Annotated in this window: 20 protein-coding genes; 15 read left to right on the forward strand and 5 right to left on the reverse strand. The window is 74.0% G+C overall.

The features are described 5' to 3' along the window. Nucleotides 1-133: 133 nt before the first annotated feature. The 7 genes from B100_RS0123200 (at nt 134) to B100_RS0123230 (ending at nt 6,136) form a co-directional block, all read left to right on the forward strand. Nucleotides 134-985, forward strand: coding sequence for a phytanoyl-CoA dioxygenase family protein (locus tag B100_RS0123200; RefSeq protein WP_024886803.1), 852 nt, complete (start codon nt 134-136; stop codon nt 983-985). A 38-nt stretch (nt 986-1,023) separates the two neighbouring features. Further along, nucleotides 1,024-2,094, forward strand: a complete 1,071-nt coding sequence (locus tag B100_RS0123205) for a sulfite oxidase (protein WP_078541126.1) — start codon at nt 1,024-1,026, stop codon at nt 2,092-2,094. 65 nt (nt 2,095-2,159) lie between these two features. Beyond that, complete coding sequence (locus B100_RS0123210) at nt 2,160-3,119, forward strand: Rieske (2Fe-2S) protein (RefSeq protein ID WP_051490038.1); 960 nt, start codon at nt 2,160-2,162, stop codon at nt 3,117-3,119. Further along, nucleotides 3,116-3,658, forward strand: a complete 543-nt coding sequence (locus tag B100_RS0123215; protein WP_486585686.1) for a DUF1360 domain-containing protein — start codon at nt 3,116-3,118, stop codon at nt 3,656-3,658. Before B100_RS0123210 ends, B100_RS0123215 begins: the two co-directional genes overlap by 4 nt. Nucleotides 3,659-3,790: 132 nt before the next feature. Continuing rightward, complete coding sequence (locus B100_RS0123220; RefSeq protein WP_024886807.1) at nt 3,791-4,258, forward strand: hypothetical protein; 468 nt, start codon at nt 3,791-3,793, stop codon at nt 4,256-4,258. Beyond that, entirely contained in the window at nt 4,255-5,430 is a 1,176-nt protein-coding gene (locus B100_RS0123225) for a zinc-dependent alcohol dehydrogenase (RefSeq protein ID WP_024886808.1), read from the forward strand. Before B100_RS0123220 ends, B100_RS0123225 begins: the two co-directional genes overlap by 4 nt. Nucleotides 5,431-5,437: 7 nt before the next feature. Further along, nucleotides 5,438-6,136 carry a phosphodiesterase gene (locus tag B100_RS0123230; protein ID WP_486585687.1) on the forward strand — a complete coding sequence of 233 codons (699 nt, stop codon included), beginning with the start codon at nt 5,438-5,440 and terminating at the stop codon, nt 6,134-6,136. Nucleotides 6,137-6,270: 134 nt separating this feature from the next. Here B100_RS0123230 and B100_RS0123235 read toward each other — a convergent pair whose 3' ends face one another. The 4 genes from B100_RS0123235 to B100_RS0123250 form a co-directional block, all read right to left on the reverse strand. Further along, a complete protein-coding gene (locus tag B100_RS0123235) occupies nt 6,271-6,963 on the reverse strand; it encodes a hemerythrin domain-containing protein (RefSeq protein WP_037723328.1) in 693 nt (230 codons plus the stop codon). A 2-nt stretch (nt 6,964-6,965) separates the two neighbouring features. Further along, nucleotides 6,966-7,127, reverse strand: a complete 162-nt coding sequence (locus tag B100_RS37010; RefSeq protein ID WP_158686745.1) for a hypothetical protein — start codon at nt 7,125-7,127, stop codon at nt 6,966-6,968. A 131-nt stretch (nt 7,128-7,258) separates the two neighbouring features. Continuing rightward, a complete protein-coding gene (locus B100_RS0123245) occupies nt 7,259-7,792 on the reverse strand; it encodes an SRPBCC family protein (protein WP_024886811.1) in 534 nt (177 codons plus the stop codon). Between the two features lie 101 nt (nt 7,793-7,893). Then, nucleotides 7,894-8,769 (reverse strand): PhzF family phenazine biosynthesis isomerase, encoded by an 876-nt coding sequence (locus tag B100_RS0123250; protein ID WP_024886812.1) that lies wholly within the window; start codon nt 8,767-8,769, stop codon nt 7,894-7,896. A gap of 227 nt (nt 8,770-8,996) precedes the next feature. Here B100_RS0123250 and B100_RS0123255 point away from each other — a divergent pair, with 227 nt between their 5' ends. The 3 genes from B100_RS0123255 (at nt 8,997) to B100_RS0123265 (ending at nt 13,013) form a co-directional block, all read left to right on the forward strand. Continuing rightward, nucleotides 8,997-9,941 (forward strand): NADP-dependent oxidoreductase, encoded by a 945-nt coding sequence (locus B100_RS0123255; RefSeq protein ID WP_024886813.1) that lies wholly within the window; start codon nt 8,997-8,999, stop codon nt 9,939-9,941. Further along, nucleotides 9,938-10,549 (forward strand): HD domain-containing protein, encoded by a 612-nt coding sequence (locus B100_RS0123260; protein ID WP_078541128.1) that lies wholly within the window; start codon nt 9,938-9,940, stop codon nt 10,547-10,549. The genes B100_RS0123255 and B100_RS0123260 overlap by 4 nt, the downstream gene beginning before the upstream one ends. A 139-nt stretch (nt 10,550-10,688) precedes the next feature. After that, the gene (locus B100_RS0123265; RefSeq protein WP_024886815.1) at nt 10,689-13,013 is read left to right on the forward strand and encodes an FdhF/YdeP family oxidoreductase; all 2,325 of its coding nucleotides are present in this window, start codon (nt 10,689-10,691) and stop codon (nt 13,011-13,013) included. A 70-nt stretch (nt 13,014-13,083) separates the two neighbouring features. Here the strand turns inward: B100_RS0123265 and B100_RS37680 are convergent, their stop codons facing one another. Beyond that, nucleotides 13,084-13,209: a hypothetical protein gene (locus tag B100_RS37680; RefSeq protein ID WP_486585688.1), complete on the reverse strand. Its 126-nt coding sequence runs from the start codon at nt 13,207-13,209 to the stop codon at nt 13,084-13,086. A gap of 414 nt (nt 13,210-13,623) precedes the next feature. On the opposite strand from B100_RS37680, the gene B100_RS0123275 reads away from it, so the two are divergent. From B100_RS0123275 to B100_RS0123295, 5 genes are all read left to right on the forward strand, one after another. After that, nucleotides 13,624-14,796, forward strand: coding sequence for a hypothetical protein (locus B100_RS0123275; RefSeq protein ID WP_024886816.1), 1,173 nt, complete (start codon nt 13,624-13,626; stop codon nt 14,794-14,796). 168 nt (nt 14,797-14,964) lie between these two features. Further along, complete coding sequence (locus B100_RS37275; protein WP_199785277.1) at nt 14,965-15,126, forward strand: hypothetical protein; 162 nt, start codon at nt 14,965-14,967, stop codon at nt 15,124-15,126. A 37-nt stretch (nt 15,127-15,163) separates the two neighbouring features. After that, complete coding sequence (locus tag B100_RS35810) at nt 15,164-15,823, forward strand: histidine phosphatase family protein (RefSeq protein WP_024886817.1); 660 nt, start codon at nt 15,164-15,166, stop codon at nt 15,821-15,823. Between the two features lie 105 nt (nt 15,824-15,928). Then, on the forward strand, nt 15,929-16,750 hold the full coding sequence (locus B100_RS0123290; protein ID WP_037723358.1) for a nucleotidyltransferase domain-containing protein: 822 nt from the start codon (nt 15,929-15,931) through the stop codon (nt 16,748-16,750). A 162-nt stretch (nt 16,751-16,912) separates the two neighbouring features. Then, nucleotides 16,913-17,386, forward strand: coding sequence for an SRPBCC family protein (locus tag B100_RS0123295; RefSeq protein ID WP_024886819.1), 474 nt, complete (start codon nt 16,913-16,915; stop codon nt 17,384-17,386). Nucleotides 17,387-17,422 lie beyond the last annotated feature (36 nt).

Raw genomic sequence — 17,422 nt, forward strand, 5'->3', positions numbered from 1 at the left:
CGTGGCATGCGCCCCGGCGCGTGGACCATGACCCGGCACCGACCTATTGCCACGTTGAAATCAACGATGCAACATGGGTGCGGGGAGGTACCCGGCCCGGTACCTCCACAGGTTCCGCCGCAAGGAGGCACGCATGAGCCCGTACGCCCACCCCGGCATCGCGCCGGCCGAGCTCGACGTCGACGTCGCGGCCGACGTCCAGGCCCTCTACGAGGACGGCATCACCGCCCGCAAGGGCGCCTTCACCCCCGAGTGGGCCGACCGGCTGCGCGAGGACATCGAGGCGGCCTTCGAGGAGGCCCGCGGCCGCCCCGGCGGCGCGGTCGGACGCGGACCCCACCGCTACTACGTGGAGATCCATCCCGAACAGCTGCGCGGCTTCGTCGACCTCGTCGACCATCCCTGGGTGCGCTCCGTCTGCACGGCGGTCCTCGGCCCCGACTACCGCATCGTCGAGGTCGGTTTCGACGTGCCGCTGGAAGGCGCCGTCAACCAGCCGTGGCACCGCGACTTCCCCATGCCCGAGGAGACCCGCGCCGAGCGGCGGCTGACCTCCCTCGCCTTCAACGTGACCGCGGTCGACACCGAGGAGGACATGGGCCCCTTCGAGATCGCCCCCGGCACCCAGTGGGACGACAGCCCGGAGTTCGGCCACGGCATGTTCCCGCCCCGGACGCACCACCCGCGCTACGAGGAACGGGCGGTGCGCAAGTACCCGCGGCGCGGCGACATCTCCGCGCGCAGCGCCCTGACCATCCACCGCGGCACCAAGAACCACTCCGCCAAGGCGCGCCCCGTCCTCGTCCTGGGTGTCGACGGCCCCGACGCGACCAACGGCGAACGGCACGACACCGCCGTCACCCGCGCCTACTGGGAGACGCTGCCCGAGCGGGTCCGGCGCCACCTGGACTGCCCGGTCGTCGACGTCCTGGTGCCGGTGACGCAGAAGCACACCATCGAGGGCCTGGTCATGGGGGACGCCTGACCGGGCGGTCCGCCGGGGAGAGGCGGACAATCACCACCATGGGCATGTGGGGCAAGCGGGACGACATGGTGGTCCACGGACGAGAGCCGTTCAACGCGGAACCGCCCGGCTCCGCCCTGGCCGGCGCGCCTGTCACCCCCGTCGACACCTTCTACAGCCGCAGCCACGGACCCGTGCCCCGGCTCGACCCGGCGGACTGGCGGCTCACCGTCGACGGCCTGGTGGCGCGCCCGCTGCGGCTGTCCCTGGACGAGCTGCGGGACCGTTTCGAGGAAACCGGGGCGACGGTCACCCTGCAGTGCGCGGGCAACCGGCGCGCCGGCCTGATGACCGTCCGCGACATCCCCGGCGAGACACCCTGGGGGCCGGGCGCCGCGTCGACGGCCCAGTTCCACGGCGTGCGCCTCGCCGACGTCCTCGCCCACGTCGGCGTCGCCCCGGAGGCGGTCCATATCGCCTTCCACGCCCCCGACGTCTCCCCGTCCGCCGACCCGCCCCAGCCGTACGACGTGTCCGTCCCGCGCGAGAGGGCGACGGAGCCGGACGTGCTGCTGGCCTGGGCGATGAACGGCGCGCCACTGCCCGACGTCCACGGCGCGCCCCTGCGCGTGGTCGTGCCGGGCTGGATCGGCGCCCGCAGCGTCAAATGGCTGACCCGCGTCACCGCGCGCACCACCCCGTCCGACGGCTGGTTCCAGACCACCGCCTACCGCCTCCCCCCGGCCGAGGCCGGCGCCGAGGGAGTCACCCTCGGGCCGTTCCCGCTCAACTGCGCCGTCCTGACCCCGCAGGACGGCGCCCTCGTGCCCCGCGGTCCGGTCGAGGTCACCGGCTACGCGCTCGCCGGCCCCGGGCGCACCGTCGCCCGGGTCGAGGTGTCCACGGACGGCGGCCGCGCCTGGTCCCGGGCGGCACTCGACGAGCCCGCGGGGCCGGGGGCCTGGCAGCAGTGGCACCTCACCCTCGACCTGCCGTCCGGTGACGCGGACGTCCTGGCCCGGGCGTGGGACACCACCGGAGCGGGCATGCCCGCGTCACCGACCGCTCTGTGGAACCCCAAGGGCTACGTCAACACCTCCTGGCCCCGTGTGCGCCTGCGGGTCCGCTGACCTGCCCGCGGCCGCCCGCACTCATCCCGCTGTTTGCGCGGCGCGCGTGGGGAAACTCAGCGCCCATGAGCAAGAAGCCTGGGCGCCCCCTCATGGGTCAGAACCGGATGCTGTGGCTGTTGGACGCGCTGGAGCGCGATCCCGGCCGGGACAAGCTGATCGACGCGCTCGGCGCACGCGTCCGCGCGCTGCCGCTCGGACGCGTCCGGGACGTACTCCACGGCACGTGGCTCGGCCACCCCGTGCACCCGATGTCGATCCATCTGCCCATCGGCAGCTGGATGTCGGCCGCCGTTCTCGACCTCACACCCGGCCGATCCCGGCAGGCGGACCTCCTGGTGGCCGTCGGCCTGGCCGGTGCCGCCCCCGCCGCCGTGACGGGCCTTGTCGACTGGGCGGAACTCCGCCGCGAGCAGCAGCGGGTGGGCCTGGTGCACGCCGTGGCCAACACGACGGCCGTGGGGCTCTACGGCGCCTCCCTCGTCCTGCGCATGACCGGCCGGGGCACGGCGGGACGCGCCCTCGGGTTCCTCGGGCTGACCGCGGTCGGCGTCGGCGGCCTCCTCGGCGGCCACCTGGCGTACCGGCAGGCGGCGGGCGTCAACCACGCCGAGGAGGTGCCGCACGTCGTCAGCGACGGCTGGCACCGCGTCGGCGGCGTGGACGAGTTCCCGGTGGGCGAGCCCGTACGGCGCGTCGTGGACGACGTGCCGGTGCTGGTGGTGCGGGAGGCCGGCGGGGAGGTGCACGCGCTGGCCGAACGGTGCAGCCACCTGGCCGGACCGCTGTCCGAGGGCACCGTCGCCGACGGCTGCGTCCGCTGCCCCTGGCACGGCAGCGTGTTCCGGCTCTCCGACGGCTGGAACGTCGAGGGCCCCGCCACCGCGCCCCAGCCCGCCTTCGACACCCGCGTGACCGACGGGCACGTCGAGATCCGCCTGCCCGGCGACGGCGTACCGGACACCGTGGACGGTACGGCGACGGCCGGGGCGACGCCGGGGACGGACGGAGGACGGACGTCGTGACCAGGACGGCCGAGGGCGGTGCCGTGACGCGGGTGAAGGGGATGCTGCGCCGCGTCGAGCACACGTACGCGGAGGACGGCGAGCGTCCGATCCGCGGCTACCTCGTCGCCATGTCGGCGTTCGCCGCCTACACCACCGGCTGGGCCCTGGTGGTGCGGCGGCGTGGCCGCCCGCTGCCGGACCGGCCGGTGCCGTGGGACGTGGCACTGACCGCCGTCGCCACGTTCCGGCTGAGCCGGCTGCTGAGCAAAGCGTCGGTGACCAGCCCGCTGCGCGCCCCCTTCACCACCTTCGTCGGCCCGCAGGGACCCGCGGAACTGCACGAGGAGGCACGGTCCGACGACCGCAAGGCCACGGTCGGCGAACTGGTGACCTGCCCCTTCTGCGTGAGCGTCTGGGTCGCCTCCGGCCTCACGGCGGGACAGCTCCTGTGGCCGCGCGCCACCCGCACCGCCATGGGGGCCCTGACCGCGCTGGCGGGCGCGGACGCGCTGCAACTGACGTACGGGGCCCTCGTGGACAGGGCGACCGGTCACTGATCCCGGCCGTGCGTGCCCCGGGCCTCCGGCCCGCCCCGTGACCGCCGCCGACGTCGGCCCGGCGCCGTTTCGCCTCACCCGCCGCGGAAACCCGGCGCCCACGATGAGGCGTTTCCGAGCAGGAGGCAGTACATGAAGAGGGCGTTGTGGATGGTTCCCGTCGCCGCCGTCGGCGTCGCGGCGGCCCGGAAGGCCGGTGCGGCGGCACGCGGCGGGGACGACCGGGCGGGTGACCGCTGGCTGACGGTGACGGTGAACCGTCCGATGGAGGACGTGCGGCAGGACGGAAAGCTGCCGGACGCCCTCGAACGGCTCGCCGACCGCGTCGACGTACGGCTGAGCCCTGCGCCCGGCGACCGCGGCACCGAACTCGCCGCCCGCCTCAAGGAGCCGACGCCTCCCACGTCTGCCTCCGTGCCCGCCCGCCTCGCCGGGCAGGACCCGCGCCAGGAGGTGCGGCTCGCGCTGCGCGAGGCCAAGGCCGTCCTGGAGACCGGGGAGGTCATGCTCCCCGACACACCGCCGACGACGCGGCCCACCCCGGGCGGCCGGCTCGTCGGACTGCTCAGCCGCCGGTCCGGCGGGGAGGGAGTGCTGTGAAGGCCCTGTGCTGGGAAGGCGTCAACAAGCTGTCCGTCGAGCAGGTCCCCGACCCGGAACTGCGCAACGACCAGGACATCGTCGTACGGCTGATCGCGGGCACCACCTGCGGTTCCGACCTGCATCTCATCGGCGGGTACATCCCGGCGATGCGGGCCGGCGACGTCATCGGCCACGAGTTCGTCGGCGAGGTCGTCGAGACCGGGTCCGCGGTGCGCAAGCACAAGGTGGGCGACCGGGTCGTCGTCTGCTCGTTCATCGGCTGCGGCCGCTGCTGGTACTGCGCCAACGACCTGTGGTCCCTGTGCGACAACAGCAACACCAACCCGGGCATCGGGCAGGCCCTGTTCGGCTACGAGACCGCCGGCATCTTCGGCTACTCGCACGCCATGGGCGGCCTGCGCGGCAGCCACGCCGAGTACGTACGGGTCCCGTTCGCCGACTACGGTGCCTTCACCGTCCCCGAGGGCATCGACGACACCAGCGCCCTCTTCCTGTCGGACTCCGTGCCCACCGGATGGATGGGAGCGGACCTGGCCGGCGTGAAGCCCGGCGACGTGGTGGCCGTCTGGGGCTGCGGCGCCGTGGGACAGATGGCGGCGCGGGCGGCGATCCTGCTCGGCGCGGAACGCGTCATCTCCATCGACCGCATCCCCGAGCGGCTGGAGATGACCGAGCGGTACGTCGGCGCGGAGACCATCGACTACACCACCACCGACGTCGCCGCGGAACTGCGCGAACGCACCGGAGGGCGGGGCCCCGACGTGTGCATCGAGGCGGTCGGCATGGAGGCCCACAGCGACGGCCCCATGCACCTGTACGACCAGGCCAAGCAGCAGCTCCGGCTGCAGACGGACCGCCCCACCGCCGTACGTCAGGCCATCCACGCCTGCCGCAAGGCGGGAACGGTGTTCATCCTGGGCGTCTTCGCGGGCGCGGTCGACAAGTTCCCGCTCGGCGCCGTGATCAACAAGGGGCTCACCGTGCGCGGCGCCCAGATGCACGGGCAGCGCTACCTTCCGATGCTGCTCGACCGGCTCGCCGCCGGTGAGATCTCCACCGCCCACCTGGCCACCCACTCGGTGTCCCTCGACGACGCCCCCACGGCGTACGACATGTTCAAGCACAAGACCGACGGCTGTGTCCGCGCGGTCATCCGCCCCGGGGCCTGAACCGCCCGTGGGCACCGTGCACGAGACCGCCCACCGGGCCGCCGAACGGGTGGCCCGGTGGCGGGGCGCGCCCGCCGTGCACTCGACCGGGGTGCTCTGCTCCGGCACCCTGCACGTGTCCGGCCGCGGCGACGCCGTCTGGGGCGTGCCGTGGCTGGACCGGCACGCCTCCTACCCGGTGACCGTGCGCTGGTCCCGCGCCCTGGGCACACCCCGGCGGCTGCCGGACGCGCTGGGCCTGGCCGTCCGCGTCGAGGACGCCGGCGGACCCGGCCGGCCGCTCGACCTGCTGTTCACGTCCAGCGGCGCGGGCCGGCTCGGCCGGCATCTGCCGCTGCTCCGGCCCGACGCCCTCACCGGGGCGTACTCCACCCTGCTGCCCTACCGGACCGGAGGATGCGAACGCGTCCTCGCCGCCTTCCCGGTGCACGGCCCGCCGCACACCCCGCAGCCGACGCTGTGGCGGGAACTCGCCCGCCGCCCCGTCCGCTTCCGGCTGTGCGCGGCCGCCGCCGGTGAACCCTGGCGGCCGTTCGCCTCGCTCACCCTCGACGCGGTGTACGCCGCCCCCGCGGACGCCACGCTGTCCTACGACCCCAACGCGCACAGCCTGCCCGGACTGCACCCGGCGGGACGCCTCAACCGCCTGCGCGACGCGGCCTACGCGGGCTCCCGCCAGGGACGCGACGCCGAACCCCCGGAGTGAAACCGACTCCCGGCCCGGAGTGAATCCCGGCCCGGATTCACTCCCGGCCCGGAGTGAATCCGGGCCGGGAGTGAACCACAGCGAACGAAGGGCGGCGCCCGGCGCGTTGTCGCGCGGCCGCCGCCGACGTCTGCTCAGCCGCGCGTACGGCGGGCGAACCGCACCGCCAGGACGACGGCGCCACCCGCCGCCACCACTCCGGCCGCCACGAGGGAGGCGCGCCGGGCGGTCGGACCGCTGCCCGGCGCCAGGTCGCGCAGCCGGTCGAAGGCGCTCAGCGGCACACCGCGCAGGGCGTTCCCGGGCGGGCGCCGCGGCACACCGGGGTGCGGCCGGGTCGGGGCGGTCGCCCGCACGGCCTCCCACGTGGCGCCGATGCGTCGCAGCTTGCGGTCGTCGAACGCCACCCGCAGGTGCGGCAGGAGCTCGTCCTCCTCGTCGCGGATGTCCTGCCGGATGAGGGCGAACGCCTGCTGGAGCCACTCCGCGCGCCGGGGGTCGTCCGGGGACCGCTCGATCCGCGCGATCAGCTCGTTGATCTCCTGGTGCTCCTCCTCGACCTGACGCGTGAGCGCCTCCCCGTCCGGTGCCACGCGCCGCAGCAGCGGCCACAGCACGGTCTCCTCGGCGAAGGCGTGGCTGAACACCAGCTGCACGATGTCGAGCCAGAGCGCGTCCAGTTCGTCGGCCGGGAGGTCCTCGGACTGGCAGCGGCTGATCATCGCGTCGAGCCGTGCGTGGTCCCGGCGCTGGCGCATCAGGATGCTGTCGTCACCGCCGAGCGCGTCGGCGTCCTGGAGGGAGATCGAGGCGGCGCTCACGGTCATGGTCAGCCTCCGGACGTGTCGTCGCCGGAGCCGGCGGCGCCCTGTGCGTCGGTGTCGCCGGACGCCTTCCGGTCCTGGCGCTTCTCCTCCTCGGGAGTGACGTCCTTCTCGCCGGTCACCTGTTCCAGCGGATGGGTCAAATCCTTGTCGTCCGGGGTGCTCATCGGGTCGCTCCTCGGGTCGGTTCCGACCGCCGGGTTCCCCGCCCGCCCGGAACCGCTCAGCCGATTCCGGGCTTTTTTCCGGGATGTCCGCTACCGCCGTGACGACAGCGGGACGGGCCGCGGGCGGTGGGTCAGCCGACGGGCCAGCCCGCCACCCTGCTCCGCGGCGGCTCCGCCTCCAGAGGCTGCACCTGCCCGTTGCGGATGACCCCGCGCCAGGCGCCGCTCTCCTGCCCCAGCCCTTCGATGAACCACTTGAAGTGGCCCAGCTCGGCCCGCACCACGCGCGCCGTCACCGGGATCCGGTGCAGCAGGTGCCGCTTGGCGGGGTGCGGCAGGGACCCCATGCGCACGACGATCTCGGTGTGTTCCGTCCCCACGGAGCGGAACGCCACTTCGCCCCGGTGCCCGGCCCAGCGGCCGAGCCCCCGCCACGCGATCAGCTCGTCAGGCCGCTGCTCCACGATCTCGGCCGTGTACGTGTAGCTCACCCAGCCGGCGCCGATCACCCACCGGGTGAGGTTCGGCCTGAGCTGCTCGACGCCCTTCACCCAGCGCATGAAGCGGGGGAAGGTCTTGTACTGGGTCCACTGGTTGTACGCGGTGTGCACCGGAACGGCGACCTCGATCGCCTCTTCGACGGACTGCGTGGCTGCTGCGGGCATGGCCCCACCTGTCGCTCGGGGTAGTCCACCTCAGTGTCACGCCGCGTCCGGCACCCCGCCACCACACACTCCGCGCGGGGCGCCCCGGCCGCCTCGTGCCGTCAGCCGATGCGGGTTCCCGCGCCGCTGACCCGCACGCGCGGGTCGCCGGCCCGCAGCGTCACCGTGAGTTCGCCGGGACGGCCCAGGTCCTCACCCTGGCGCAGGGTGAGCACGGCGTCCTCGGGGACCAGGCCCAGCTCACGGGCGTACCCGCCGAACGCGGCGGCCGCGGCGCCGGTGGCCGGATCCTCGACGACCCCGCCCACGGGGAAGGGGTCGCGGACGTGGAACAGGCCGGGCGACTCCCGCCACACCAGCTGCACGGTGGTCAGGTCGAGGCGGTGCATCAGGGCTTCGAGGCGCTCGAAGTCGTAGGCCAGGTCGGCCAGACGGGCGCGGGTGGCCGCCGCCAGGACGAGATGGCGGGCGCCGGCGAACGCGATGCGGGGCGGGAACGCCGGGTCGAGGTCGGTGGCGGGCCAGTCCAGCGCGGCCAGCGCCTCCGCCAGATCGGCGTCGGTGACGTCCTCGAGGTGCGGTTCGACGCTCGTGAGCGTGGCCCGCAGCGTGTCGCCCTCCTCCGTCACGTCCACCGGCACGGTGCCGGCCGGTGTCGCGAAGACCAGCGGCCCGGGGCCCAGCCGCTCGGCGAGCGCGAGGGCCGCCGCGACCGTCGCGTGTCCGCAGAACGGCACCTCGGCCTTCGGGCTGAAGAAGCGGACGGTGTACGCCCGTCCCTCCTCCCCGCCGAGACCCTCCGGGGGCGCGGTGAGGAAGGCGGACTCCGAGTAGCCGATTTCGGCGGCGACGGCCAGCATGTCCCCGTCGTCCAGGGCACTGGCGTCGAGCACGACACCGGCGGGGTTCCCGCCCGCGGGGTCGCTGGAGAAGGCGGTGTAGCGCAGCACTTCGGGCCGTGACGTCGTCGTGGTCATACGCGCGACAACTACCGCAGGAGCCGGTGTGTTCCCGGGGGCCGTCCGGCCGGAGCCCGGGATGCCCGGGCCGGTGACAAGTGGCACAACGGCCCACCCGCGAAGTGGCCCACACGGAGGGATCGGCTGGTGCATACGGTCGAGAGCACGGCACGGCACGTCCCCTCGCGGACCCGCGAGGGGATGGTGCTGGTGCCCCGACCACCCCGTAACCTCCGAGGACTTCCATGCGCGCCATCACCGTCCACGACCCCGACGCGGGTGTCCAGGGACTCACGCTCACCGAACTGCCCTACCCCCACGCCGCCGAGAACGACGTCGTCGTAAGGGTGCACGCCGCCGGCTTCACCCGGGGGGAACTCGACTGGCCGTCGACCTGGGCCGACCGCGCCGGCCGCGCGCGTACCCCCAGCGTGCCCGGACACGAACTGTCGGGGGTGGTGGAGCAGCTGGGCTACGGCACCACCGGACTGTCGGTCGGCCAGCACGTCTTCGGCATGGCGGACTGGGCCCGTGACGGATCCCTGGCCGAGTACACCGCCGTCGAGGCCCGCAACCTGGCCCCGCTGCCCGCCGACGTCGACCACGTCGTCGCCGCCGCGCTGCCCATCTCCGGACTGAGCGCGTGGCAGGGCCTGTTCGACCACGGGCGGCTCACCGCCGGACAGACGGTGCTGATCCACGGCGCCGCCGGAAGCGTGGGTTCGGTCGCGGTGCAGCTGGCGTGCGAGGCCGGCGCGCGGGTGATCGCCACCGGACGGGCCGCCGACCGGCACACCGCGCTCGGCCTGGGCGCCCACGTCTTCCTCGACCTGGAGTCCGAGCAGCTCGAGGCCGTCGGAGAGGTCGACCTGGTGCTCGACGTCATCGGCGGGACCGTCCTCGATCGCTCGGCGGCACTCGTGCGCGCCGGGGGCACCCTCGTCACGATCGCCGCGCCGCCCACGGTCCGGCCCGCGGACGGCAGGGCCGTCTTCTTCGTCGTCGAACCCGACCGCGCCCGGCTCGCCGACCTGGTGCAGCGGGTACGGGAGGGCCGGCTGAAGCCCGCCGTCGCCGAGGTCCGGCCGCTGGAGGAGGTTCCCGAGGCGTTCGCGCCCGGCCGCGGCAGGCACGGCAGGACGATCGTCCGCGTGGTGCAGGAAGGCCCCACCGAGGCGGACGCACGGTGACCCGTCCGACGCTCGACGCGCTGCCGGTACCGGACGGCGCGACGGCCGCCGCCGCCCTGGAGGTGGCGGCCGCCCACTACTCACCCGCGATGCTCCACCACGCGCAGCGGTCCTACCTGTGGGCCGCGGCGCGCGGCACGGCGGACGGCATCCCCTTCGACCCGGAACTCCTCTACGTCGCCGCCCTGCTCCACGACATCGCCCTGGTGCCGGTGTTCGACAGCCACACGGTCGCGTTCGAGGAGGCCGGCGGCCAGGTCGCCGCGGTCTTCGCGGCCGGCGCCGGCTGGCCGGCCGCGCGCCGCACCCGTCTGGCGGAGGTGATCGTCCGGCACATGTGGCCGGAGGTGGAGGTGTCGGCGGACCCGGAGGGGCACCTGCTGGCGCGCGCGACGGCGACCGAGATCGTCGGCCGGGAGGCCGACTCCTATCCGGCCGCGTTCCGGGCCGAGGTGCTGGAGCGCTATCCGCGACTCGGTCTCCCCGTGGAGTTCCTGGTCTGCTTCGAGGCCCAGGCCGCCCGCAAACCGGAGAGCAGCGCCGCCGGGGCGGTGCGTTCGGGCCTCGCCGGGCGGGTGGCCGCCAATCCGCTCGACTCCCTCGCCTGACGCCGCCGGACCGGCCCGAACCCGGTTCCCCGCCCGCCGGGTGACGGCCACGGAACCCCATCGGCGGAAGATCATGTGGCCGTCCCCGGCCGGTGACGTGAGACTGAGGACGTCCGCGTGTCCGGTGAAGGAGAGTCCGATGTCCGAGCGGTCCGACGACGGTTCCCAGGAACAGGAACAGCTCACCGTGACACCGCCCAAGACGTGGGCGACGGGAGCACCGGCGGTGATGCACGCGCTGGAGTACTCCCTGGCGCAGACCTCCCCGCTGCGCACGGGGCAGACGCTGCTGACGATGAACCAGGTGGACGGCATCGACTGCCCCGGCTGCGCCTGGGCCGACCCCGCGCCGGGGCACCGGCACCGCAACGAGTACTGCGAGAACGGCGCCAAGCACATCAACGACGAGGCGACCACGCGGCGCATCACCCGCGGCTTCTTCCGCGAGCACTCGGTGTCCGACCTCGCCGGACGGTCCGACAAGTGGCTCAACGACCAGGGACGGCTCACCGAGCCGATGGTCAAGCGGCCCGGCTCCGACTTCTACGAGCCGATCAGCTGGCACGACGCCTTCGGACTGCTCGCCGGAGAGCTCACCTCTCTCGGCTCGCCCGACGAGGCCGTCTTCTACACCTCCGGCCGCGCCAGCAACGAGGCCGCCTTCGTGCTCCAGCTGTTCGCCCGCGCCCTCGGCACCAACAACCTGCCCGACTGCAGCAACCTGTGCCACGAGTCCAGCGGCTACGCCCTGCACGAGACGCTCGGCACCGGCAAGGGCACGGTCAGCCTGGAGGACATGCACCACGCCGACCTGATCTTCGTGGTCGGTCAGAACCCCGGCTCGAACCACCCCCGCCAGCTGTCCGCGCTGGAACAGGCCAAGCGCAACGGTGCCCGCATCGTCGCGGTGAACCCGCTGCCCGAGGCCGGACTGCTGCGCTTCAAGAACCCGCAGACGGCGCGCGGGCTGATCGGCCACGGCACGGCGATCGCCGACCGGTTCCTGCACATCCGCGTCGGCGGTGACCTGGCGCTGTTCCAGGGCCTGAACCGGCTGCTCCTGGAGGCCGAGGACGCCCGCCCCGGCACGGTGCTGGACCACGCCTATATCGACACGAACACCGAAGGGTTCGCCGACTTCGCCCGGCACGTCCGCTCCGTCGACTGGGACGACATCCTCACGGCGACCGGACTGACCCGCGAGGAGATCGAAGAGGTCCGCGACGACGTCCTGCGGTCCGAACGCGTCATCGTCTGCTGGGCGATGGGCATCACCCAGCACAAGCACGCGGTACCCACCATCCGCGAGTTCGTCAACTTCCTGCTGCTGCGCGGCAATCTGGGCCGGGCGGGCGCCGGGGCGTGTCCGGTGCGCGGGCACAGCAACGTGCAGGGCGACCGGACGATGGGCATCTGGGAGCAGATGCCGGACTCCTTCCTGGACTCCCTGCGGGAGGAGTTCGGCTTCGACCCGCCGCGCGCCCACGGCATGGACTCGGTGAAGGCGATCCGAGCGATGCGCGAGGGCCGCGTCACGTTCTTCCTCTCCCTGGCCGGCAACTTCGTGCGCGCCGCACCCGACAGCACGGTCACCGAGGAGGCCGTGCGCGCCTGCCGGATGACCGCCCACATCTCCACCAAGCTCAACCGCACGCACACCGTCTGCGGCGACACCGCGCTGATCCTGCCCACCCTCGGCCGCACCGAACGGGACGTTCAGTCCGGCGGCGAGCAGTTCGTCACGGTGGAGAACTCGATGAGCGAGGTGCACACCTCGCGCGGACGCCTGCAGCCGGCTTCCCCGCTGCTGCTCAGCGAGGTCGCCATCCTCTGCCGCCTGGCCCGCCGCACCCTCGCTGGCAAGGGCCCCGACATCCCGTGGCCCACGTTCGAGTCGGACTACGGCGAGATCCGGGACCGCATCTCGCGCATCGTGCCGGGGCTGCACGACTTCAACCGGCGCGTGGTGCGCCCCGGTGGGATCCGGCTGCCCAACGCGGTGAACGAGGGGGTGTTCCACACCCAGGTCGGCAAGGCCCGGTTCACCCGCAACACCTACGAGATGCCACACGTCCCCGAGGGGCACCTGCTGCTGCAGACCCTGCGCTCGCACGACCAGTGGAACACCGTGCCGTACACGGACAACGACCGCTACCGGGGCATCCACGGCAGCAGGCGGGTCGTCCTCGTCAGCCCCGCCGATCTCACCGCGCTGGGGCTCGCCGACGGGGACCACGTCGACCTGGTGGGCGTGTGGACGGACGGCACGGAGCGGCGCGCCGACGACTTCACGATCGTCTCGTACCCGACCAAGGCCGGTACGGCGGCGGCCTACTACCCGGAGACCAACGTCCTGGTCCCGCTCGACAGCGTCGCCGACAACAGCAACCAGCCCACGTCCAAGAGCGTCGTCGTCCGCCTGGAGCCCGCCCGCCGCCCGGCGCCGGCCCCCGTCCCCGGGTGACCGGAGCGGCGGCCGGACGGCGCGGGAGCCCGGGTCCGAGGAGCGCGGGCGCCCACGCGCGGGACCGCGGTCAGGAGGCCGGCGCGGTCAGGTAGGGGCCGTGCTCCAGGTCCTCCAGCAGGGTCGGATGGCCGGGGGACCAGCCGAGCAGATCCCGCGTGAGCGCGCTGGTGACGGGGCCGTCGAATGCGTACACGCCGGCCATGAAGGGGCTCACGATGTGCTGGCCGCCTCGGCGGGCGTCAGCGACACCGTGGGCAGGCCCAGGCCCCGGCCGATCGTCTCCGCGATGCTCTTCATGGTGACGCCGGTCTCGGCCGCCCCGTGCAGGACGCTGCCGGCCGGTGCCTTTTCCAGGGCGGAACAGGCCCGCCGCGTCGAGCCGGTGCACGGCGGGCCGGCGGTTGGCGCCGTCGCCGACGTAGGCCGACACACCGGTCTGCCGCGCGGTGGCGACGGGCATCGGGACGAAGCCGCCGTCCCGGGGGCCGTGGACCGTCGGGGCGAGCCGGTGCACGGGCGGGAGACCGCCGACGCCGTTCTGCCCGCGCACCGATCCGCCGCCCGCCGCAAGATGGAACCAGGGGGCCGGCGACCGGGAGGTGCGGTGATGGGCGACAGCGCCGAGAACGACGCGGCGGCGATCGAGGAGGGAGAGCCGTACGACACGGACGAACCCGACGTGGAGCCGGACGCGTACGACGCGGAACCGGACGTGTACGACGCGGAACCGGACGCCTACGACGTCGAGCCCGACGCCGACGACGTGGAGGACCGACCCGCCGCCCCCGTGGCCGGCGACCGGACGGACACGGACGTCTACCTGGACGTGCCGCTGCTCAAGGTCGACCAGATCGACCTGGACGTCGAGGACCTGCGCGCTCATGTGTCCCTGCAGGCCGAGGTGCTCGACCTGCTGCGGCTGAACGTCGGCGCGGACGTGTCCCTCGGCCGGGTGCATCTGGGAATCTCCGGGGTGGAGGCCCAGGCCCAGCTGAAGGTACGTCTCGACAACGTCGCCCTGATCATCAACCGCGTGCTGACCACGCTGGACCGCAACCCAGAACTGCTGCGCGACCTGACTCGCGGGGTGGGCTCCGCCGTGCGGGACGTCGGCGGTGGGGCGCGTGAAGCCGTCGGGGCGGTGGGGGAGGGCGCCGGGCAGGCCGTCCAGGACGTCGGCCGGGGTGCCGGCGGCGCGGTGCGGGACGTGGGACGCGGCGCGGGAGGTGCCGTGGAGGAGGTCGGCCGGGGTGCCGGCGGCGCGGTGCGGGACGTGGGACGCGGCGCGGGAGGTGCCGTGGAGGAGGTCGGGCAGGGTGCCGGCAGTGCCGTGCGGGACGTCGGCCAGGGTGCCGGAGGTGCCGTGGAGGAGGTCGGGCAGGGTGCCGGCGGTGCTGTACGGGACGTCGGACAGGGCGCCGGGGAGGCCGTCGAGGACGTCGGACAGGGGGTCGGGGAAGTGGTCGAGGGCGCCGGAGATGACGTCGGCGCGGTCGCGCGGGACGCCGGTCGGGGCGCCGGGCAGGCCGTGCGGGAAGCGGGGGGCGAGGTCGGACGCACGGTCGGGGACGCCGGCGCCGAAGCGGGGCAGGCCGTCCAGGGTGCGGCGGGCCAGGAGGCCGCCGAAGCGCCCCCACGCAGGGCGACCAGGTCGGCCGCGAAGAAGCGGACCACGGCGGAGAGCGGCACCCGTAAACGCAGGGTGCGCGGCGAGGACGGCAAGCTGCCGCGGAGGCCCGCCCGCCGCCGCGCGGTCGAGGAGTCCGAAGAGCCGCCCTGAACGGCCGACGCGCGGGAGCGGAAGCAGGGGAGTGGGCGCAGGGCGCGCACCGCCCCCGACATCACCTTCCGGGCGACGGTCCGTTCCGACCGTCTCCGCTTCGAGGACGCCCCCCGAACGGCCGTACGCTTCCCGGGCTCCGGTGCGCGTGAGTCGGTCAGCCGCAGCGTGCGTACCCACCTGCCGGAGACGGTCGAACCCGGTGTGGACTACCGCGACGTCACCGTGCACTACCGGCTGGAGACGGGCCTGAAGCAGCCCCCCTGGACCATGTACGGCGACGGACCGCCCGGCGACGGAACCGCCCCCGCCCCCGACCACGTCCCTTGAGGTGCAGGAGCGCCGACGCGCCACGGGGGACAGTGACATGACGGCCGGCACGGCCGCCCGGCACCTCCACCTGGTCCGGCACGGCGAGGCCCTGCCGGACGGCAGCGGGCTGACGGAGCGTGGTCGCCGCCAGGCAACGCTGCTCGGCCGGCGCCTCCGAGACGTCCCCCTGGCCGCCGTGCACCACGGCCCGCTCGCGCGCGCGGAACAGACGGCCCAGCTGATCGCCGGCCAGTCGCACGACCTGCCCGTGCACGTCTCGGAAGCCGCGGGCGACTACGTGCCGTACGTGCCCGGCAGGGAGGAACTGCCCGCCGACCGGGGTCACGCTCCTCGAAGCGGTCGCGGCGAGTTGCGCCGTCCCCGTCGTCTGACCCCCGGTCACTGTCGCGGGCCGCCGCTGGATGGACGGCGGCAGCCGCTCGACCGCCAACCTCCGGCTCGCGCACGGCAGTCGGAGGGTGCTCGCGATCGTACCGATCCCCCGTGCGGTGAGCCCCCACCCGAGCGCCCCGAGCAGGCCGCGCACCTGACGGAACAGGGGGCGCGCGTCGCACTGCTGACCCCGGACCACGCCGCCCGCCGGACCATGGGCCGCGACATGGCGGACGCCGCACGCCAACCGGACGCCGCCCGCGCGGGCCACGCCCAGGCAGCAAGGGTGGCGGCCACGGTCGCCGCACTGTGGCAGAACTGACCGACGGTCACCGTGCCCCTGTGCGATCCTCGGCCTCACGTCCCGCTCTCACGTCGCGCGGGAACGTGGTCGCCACGGGGCTTCCCGTTCGGCACACTCGTGCCGATGGACCAGATCTCCCGCATCGCGCACCGGTTGCAAGCCGTGGACGGCGTCGTCGCGGTCGCCCTCGGCGGCAGCCGCGCCCGTGGCACGCACCGCCCCGACTCGGACGTCGACCTCGGCCTCTACTACCGCCCTCCGCTGGACACGACGGCGCTGCGCCGGCTGGCCGCCGAGCTCACCGGGGCCCCGGTGGAGATGACCGATCCGGGCGGCTGGGGGCCGTGGGTGGACGGCGGCGGCTGGCTGACCGTCGACGGCACACCCGTCGACTGGATCTACCGTGACCTGGACCGCGTGCACCGGGTCTGGCAGCAGTGCGGCGCCGGACACGTCGAGGTGGGTGTCCAGGCCGGCCACCCGTTCGGCTTCTCCTCCCACACGTACGCCGGTGAGGTGGCCCTCGGCCGAGTCCTCACCGACCCCACCGGCGAACTGACCGCCCTGCGCGCCCGGATCCGCTCCTCGTACCCCCGGCCGCTGCGTGACGCGCTGATCGGTCAGGCGCGCTGGGAGGTGCCGTTCATCCTGACCGCCGCCCGCAAGGGCGTGCCCCGGGGCGACGCCTTCCATGTCGCGGGTTGCCTCCACCGCGCGGTCGGACTCCTCGTCCACGCCCTGCACGCCGCGGCCGGAACCTGGGTGCTCAACGAGAAGGACGCCGTCCGCGCGGCGGGCGGGCTTCCCGCCGCCCCGGCCGGCTTCTCGCCCCGCGCCCACGGCCTGTTCGGCACGCTCGACACGGCCCCGGACCGTCTCTCGGCGGCGGTCGACGACGCGCAACGGCTGGCCGCCGAGGTCCTGGACACCCTCCCCAAGGGGTGAAACGGCACTAAGGCAGGGGTGTTGACGCGCATCCGGAAACCGGCCGCGATCGGGGATCTTTCAGGTCGCGTCTGCCGGGTACCCGCCGTCCCGGACGATCCGAACAGGAGGCCGACGTGCCCGGCACGCCGGCCCTTCGCACAGAGAATCCAGGAGGGACCCATGAGCACGGTCAAGGAGACGGTCGACGTCAACGTCCCCGTCCGCCGGGCCTACGACCAGTGGACGCAGTTCGAGGACTTCCCGCGCTTCATGGAGGGCGTCGAGGAGGTCACGCAGCTCGACGACCGCCACAACCACTGGACCACGAAGATCGGTGGGGTGAAGCGCGAGTTCGACACGGAGATCGTGGACCAGCTCGTCGACGACCGGGTCACCTGGCGGACCATCGGGGGCGAGACGCAGCAGCGCGGCTCGGTCCGCTTCGAGCCGCTGGACGACACCCGCACCCGGGTGGAACTCACCATGGACGTCGAGCCCACCGGCATGGCGGAGAAGGGCGCGGACGCCATCGGGCTGATCGACCGGCGGGTCAAGGGGGATCTGCACCGCTTCAAGGACTACGTCGAGGACGGGGGCAGCTCCGGCGGCTGGCACGGCCGCATCCGTCCGGAGGACCCGGCCGCCGGCCACTGAGCCGGCGGACTGCCACACACCGAAAGGCCGGCCCCC

It is taken from the genome of Streptomyces sp. CNH189, assembly GCF_000527195.1.

Coding starts and splice junctions, on each gene's coding strand:
- B100_RS0123200 (WP_024886803.1), top strand. CDS start 134: ATGAGCCCGTACGCCCACCCCGGCATCGCGCCGGCCGAGCTCGACGTC.
- B100_RS0123205 (WP_078541126.1), top strand. CDS start 1,024: ATGGGCATGTGGGGCAAGCGGGACGACATGGTGGTCCACGGACGAGAG.
- B100_RS0123210 (WP_051490038.1), top strand. CDS start 2,160: ATGAGCAAGAAGCCTGGGCGCCCCCTCATGGGTCAGAACCGGATGCTG.
- B100_RS0123220 (WP_024886807.1), top strand. CDS start 3,791: ATGAAGAGGGCGTTGTGGATGGTTCCCGTCGCCGCCGTCGGCGTCGCG.
- B100_RS0123235 (WP_037723328.1), bottom strand. CDS start 6,963: ATGACCGTGAGCGCCGCCTCGATCTCCCTCCAGGACGCCGACGCGCTC.
- B100_RS37010 (WP_158686745.1), bottom strand. CDS start 7,127: ATGAGCACCCCGGACGACAAGGATTTGACCCATCCGCTGGAACAGGTG.
- B100_RS0123245 (WP_024886811.1), bottom strand. CDS start 7,792: ATGCCCGCAGCAGCCACGCAGTCCGTCGAAGAGGCGATCGAGGTCGCC.
- B100_RS0123250 (WP_024886812.1), bottom strand. CDS start 8,769: ATGACCACGACGACGTCACGGCCCGAAGTGCTGCGCTACACCGCCTTC.
- B100_RS0123255 (WP_024886813.1), top strand. CDS start 8,997: ATGCGCGCCATCACCGTCCACGACCCCGACGCGGGTGTCCAGGGACTC.
- B100_RS0123265 (WP_024886815.1), top strand. CDS start 10,689: ATGTCCGAGCGGTCCGACGACGGTTCCCAGGAACAGGAACAGCTCACC.
- B100_RS0123275 (WP_024886816.1), top strand. CDS start 13,624: ATGGGCGACAGCGCCGAGAACGACGCGGCGGCGATCGAGGAGGGAGAG.
- B100_RS35810 (WP_024886817.1), top strand. CDS start 15,164: ATGACGGCCGGCACGGCCGCCCGGCACCTCCACCTGGTCCGGCACGGC.
- B100_RS0123290 (WP_037723358.1), top strand. CDS start 15,929: ATGGACCAGATCTCCCGCATCGCGCACCGGTTGCAAGCCGTGGACGGC.
- B100_RS0123295 (WP_024886819.1), top strand. CDS start 16,913: ATGAGCACGGTCAAGGAGACGGTCGACGTCAACGTCCCCGTCCGCCGG.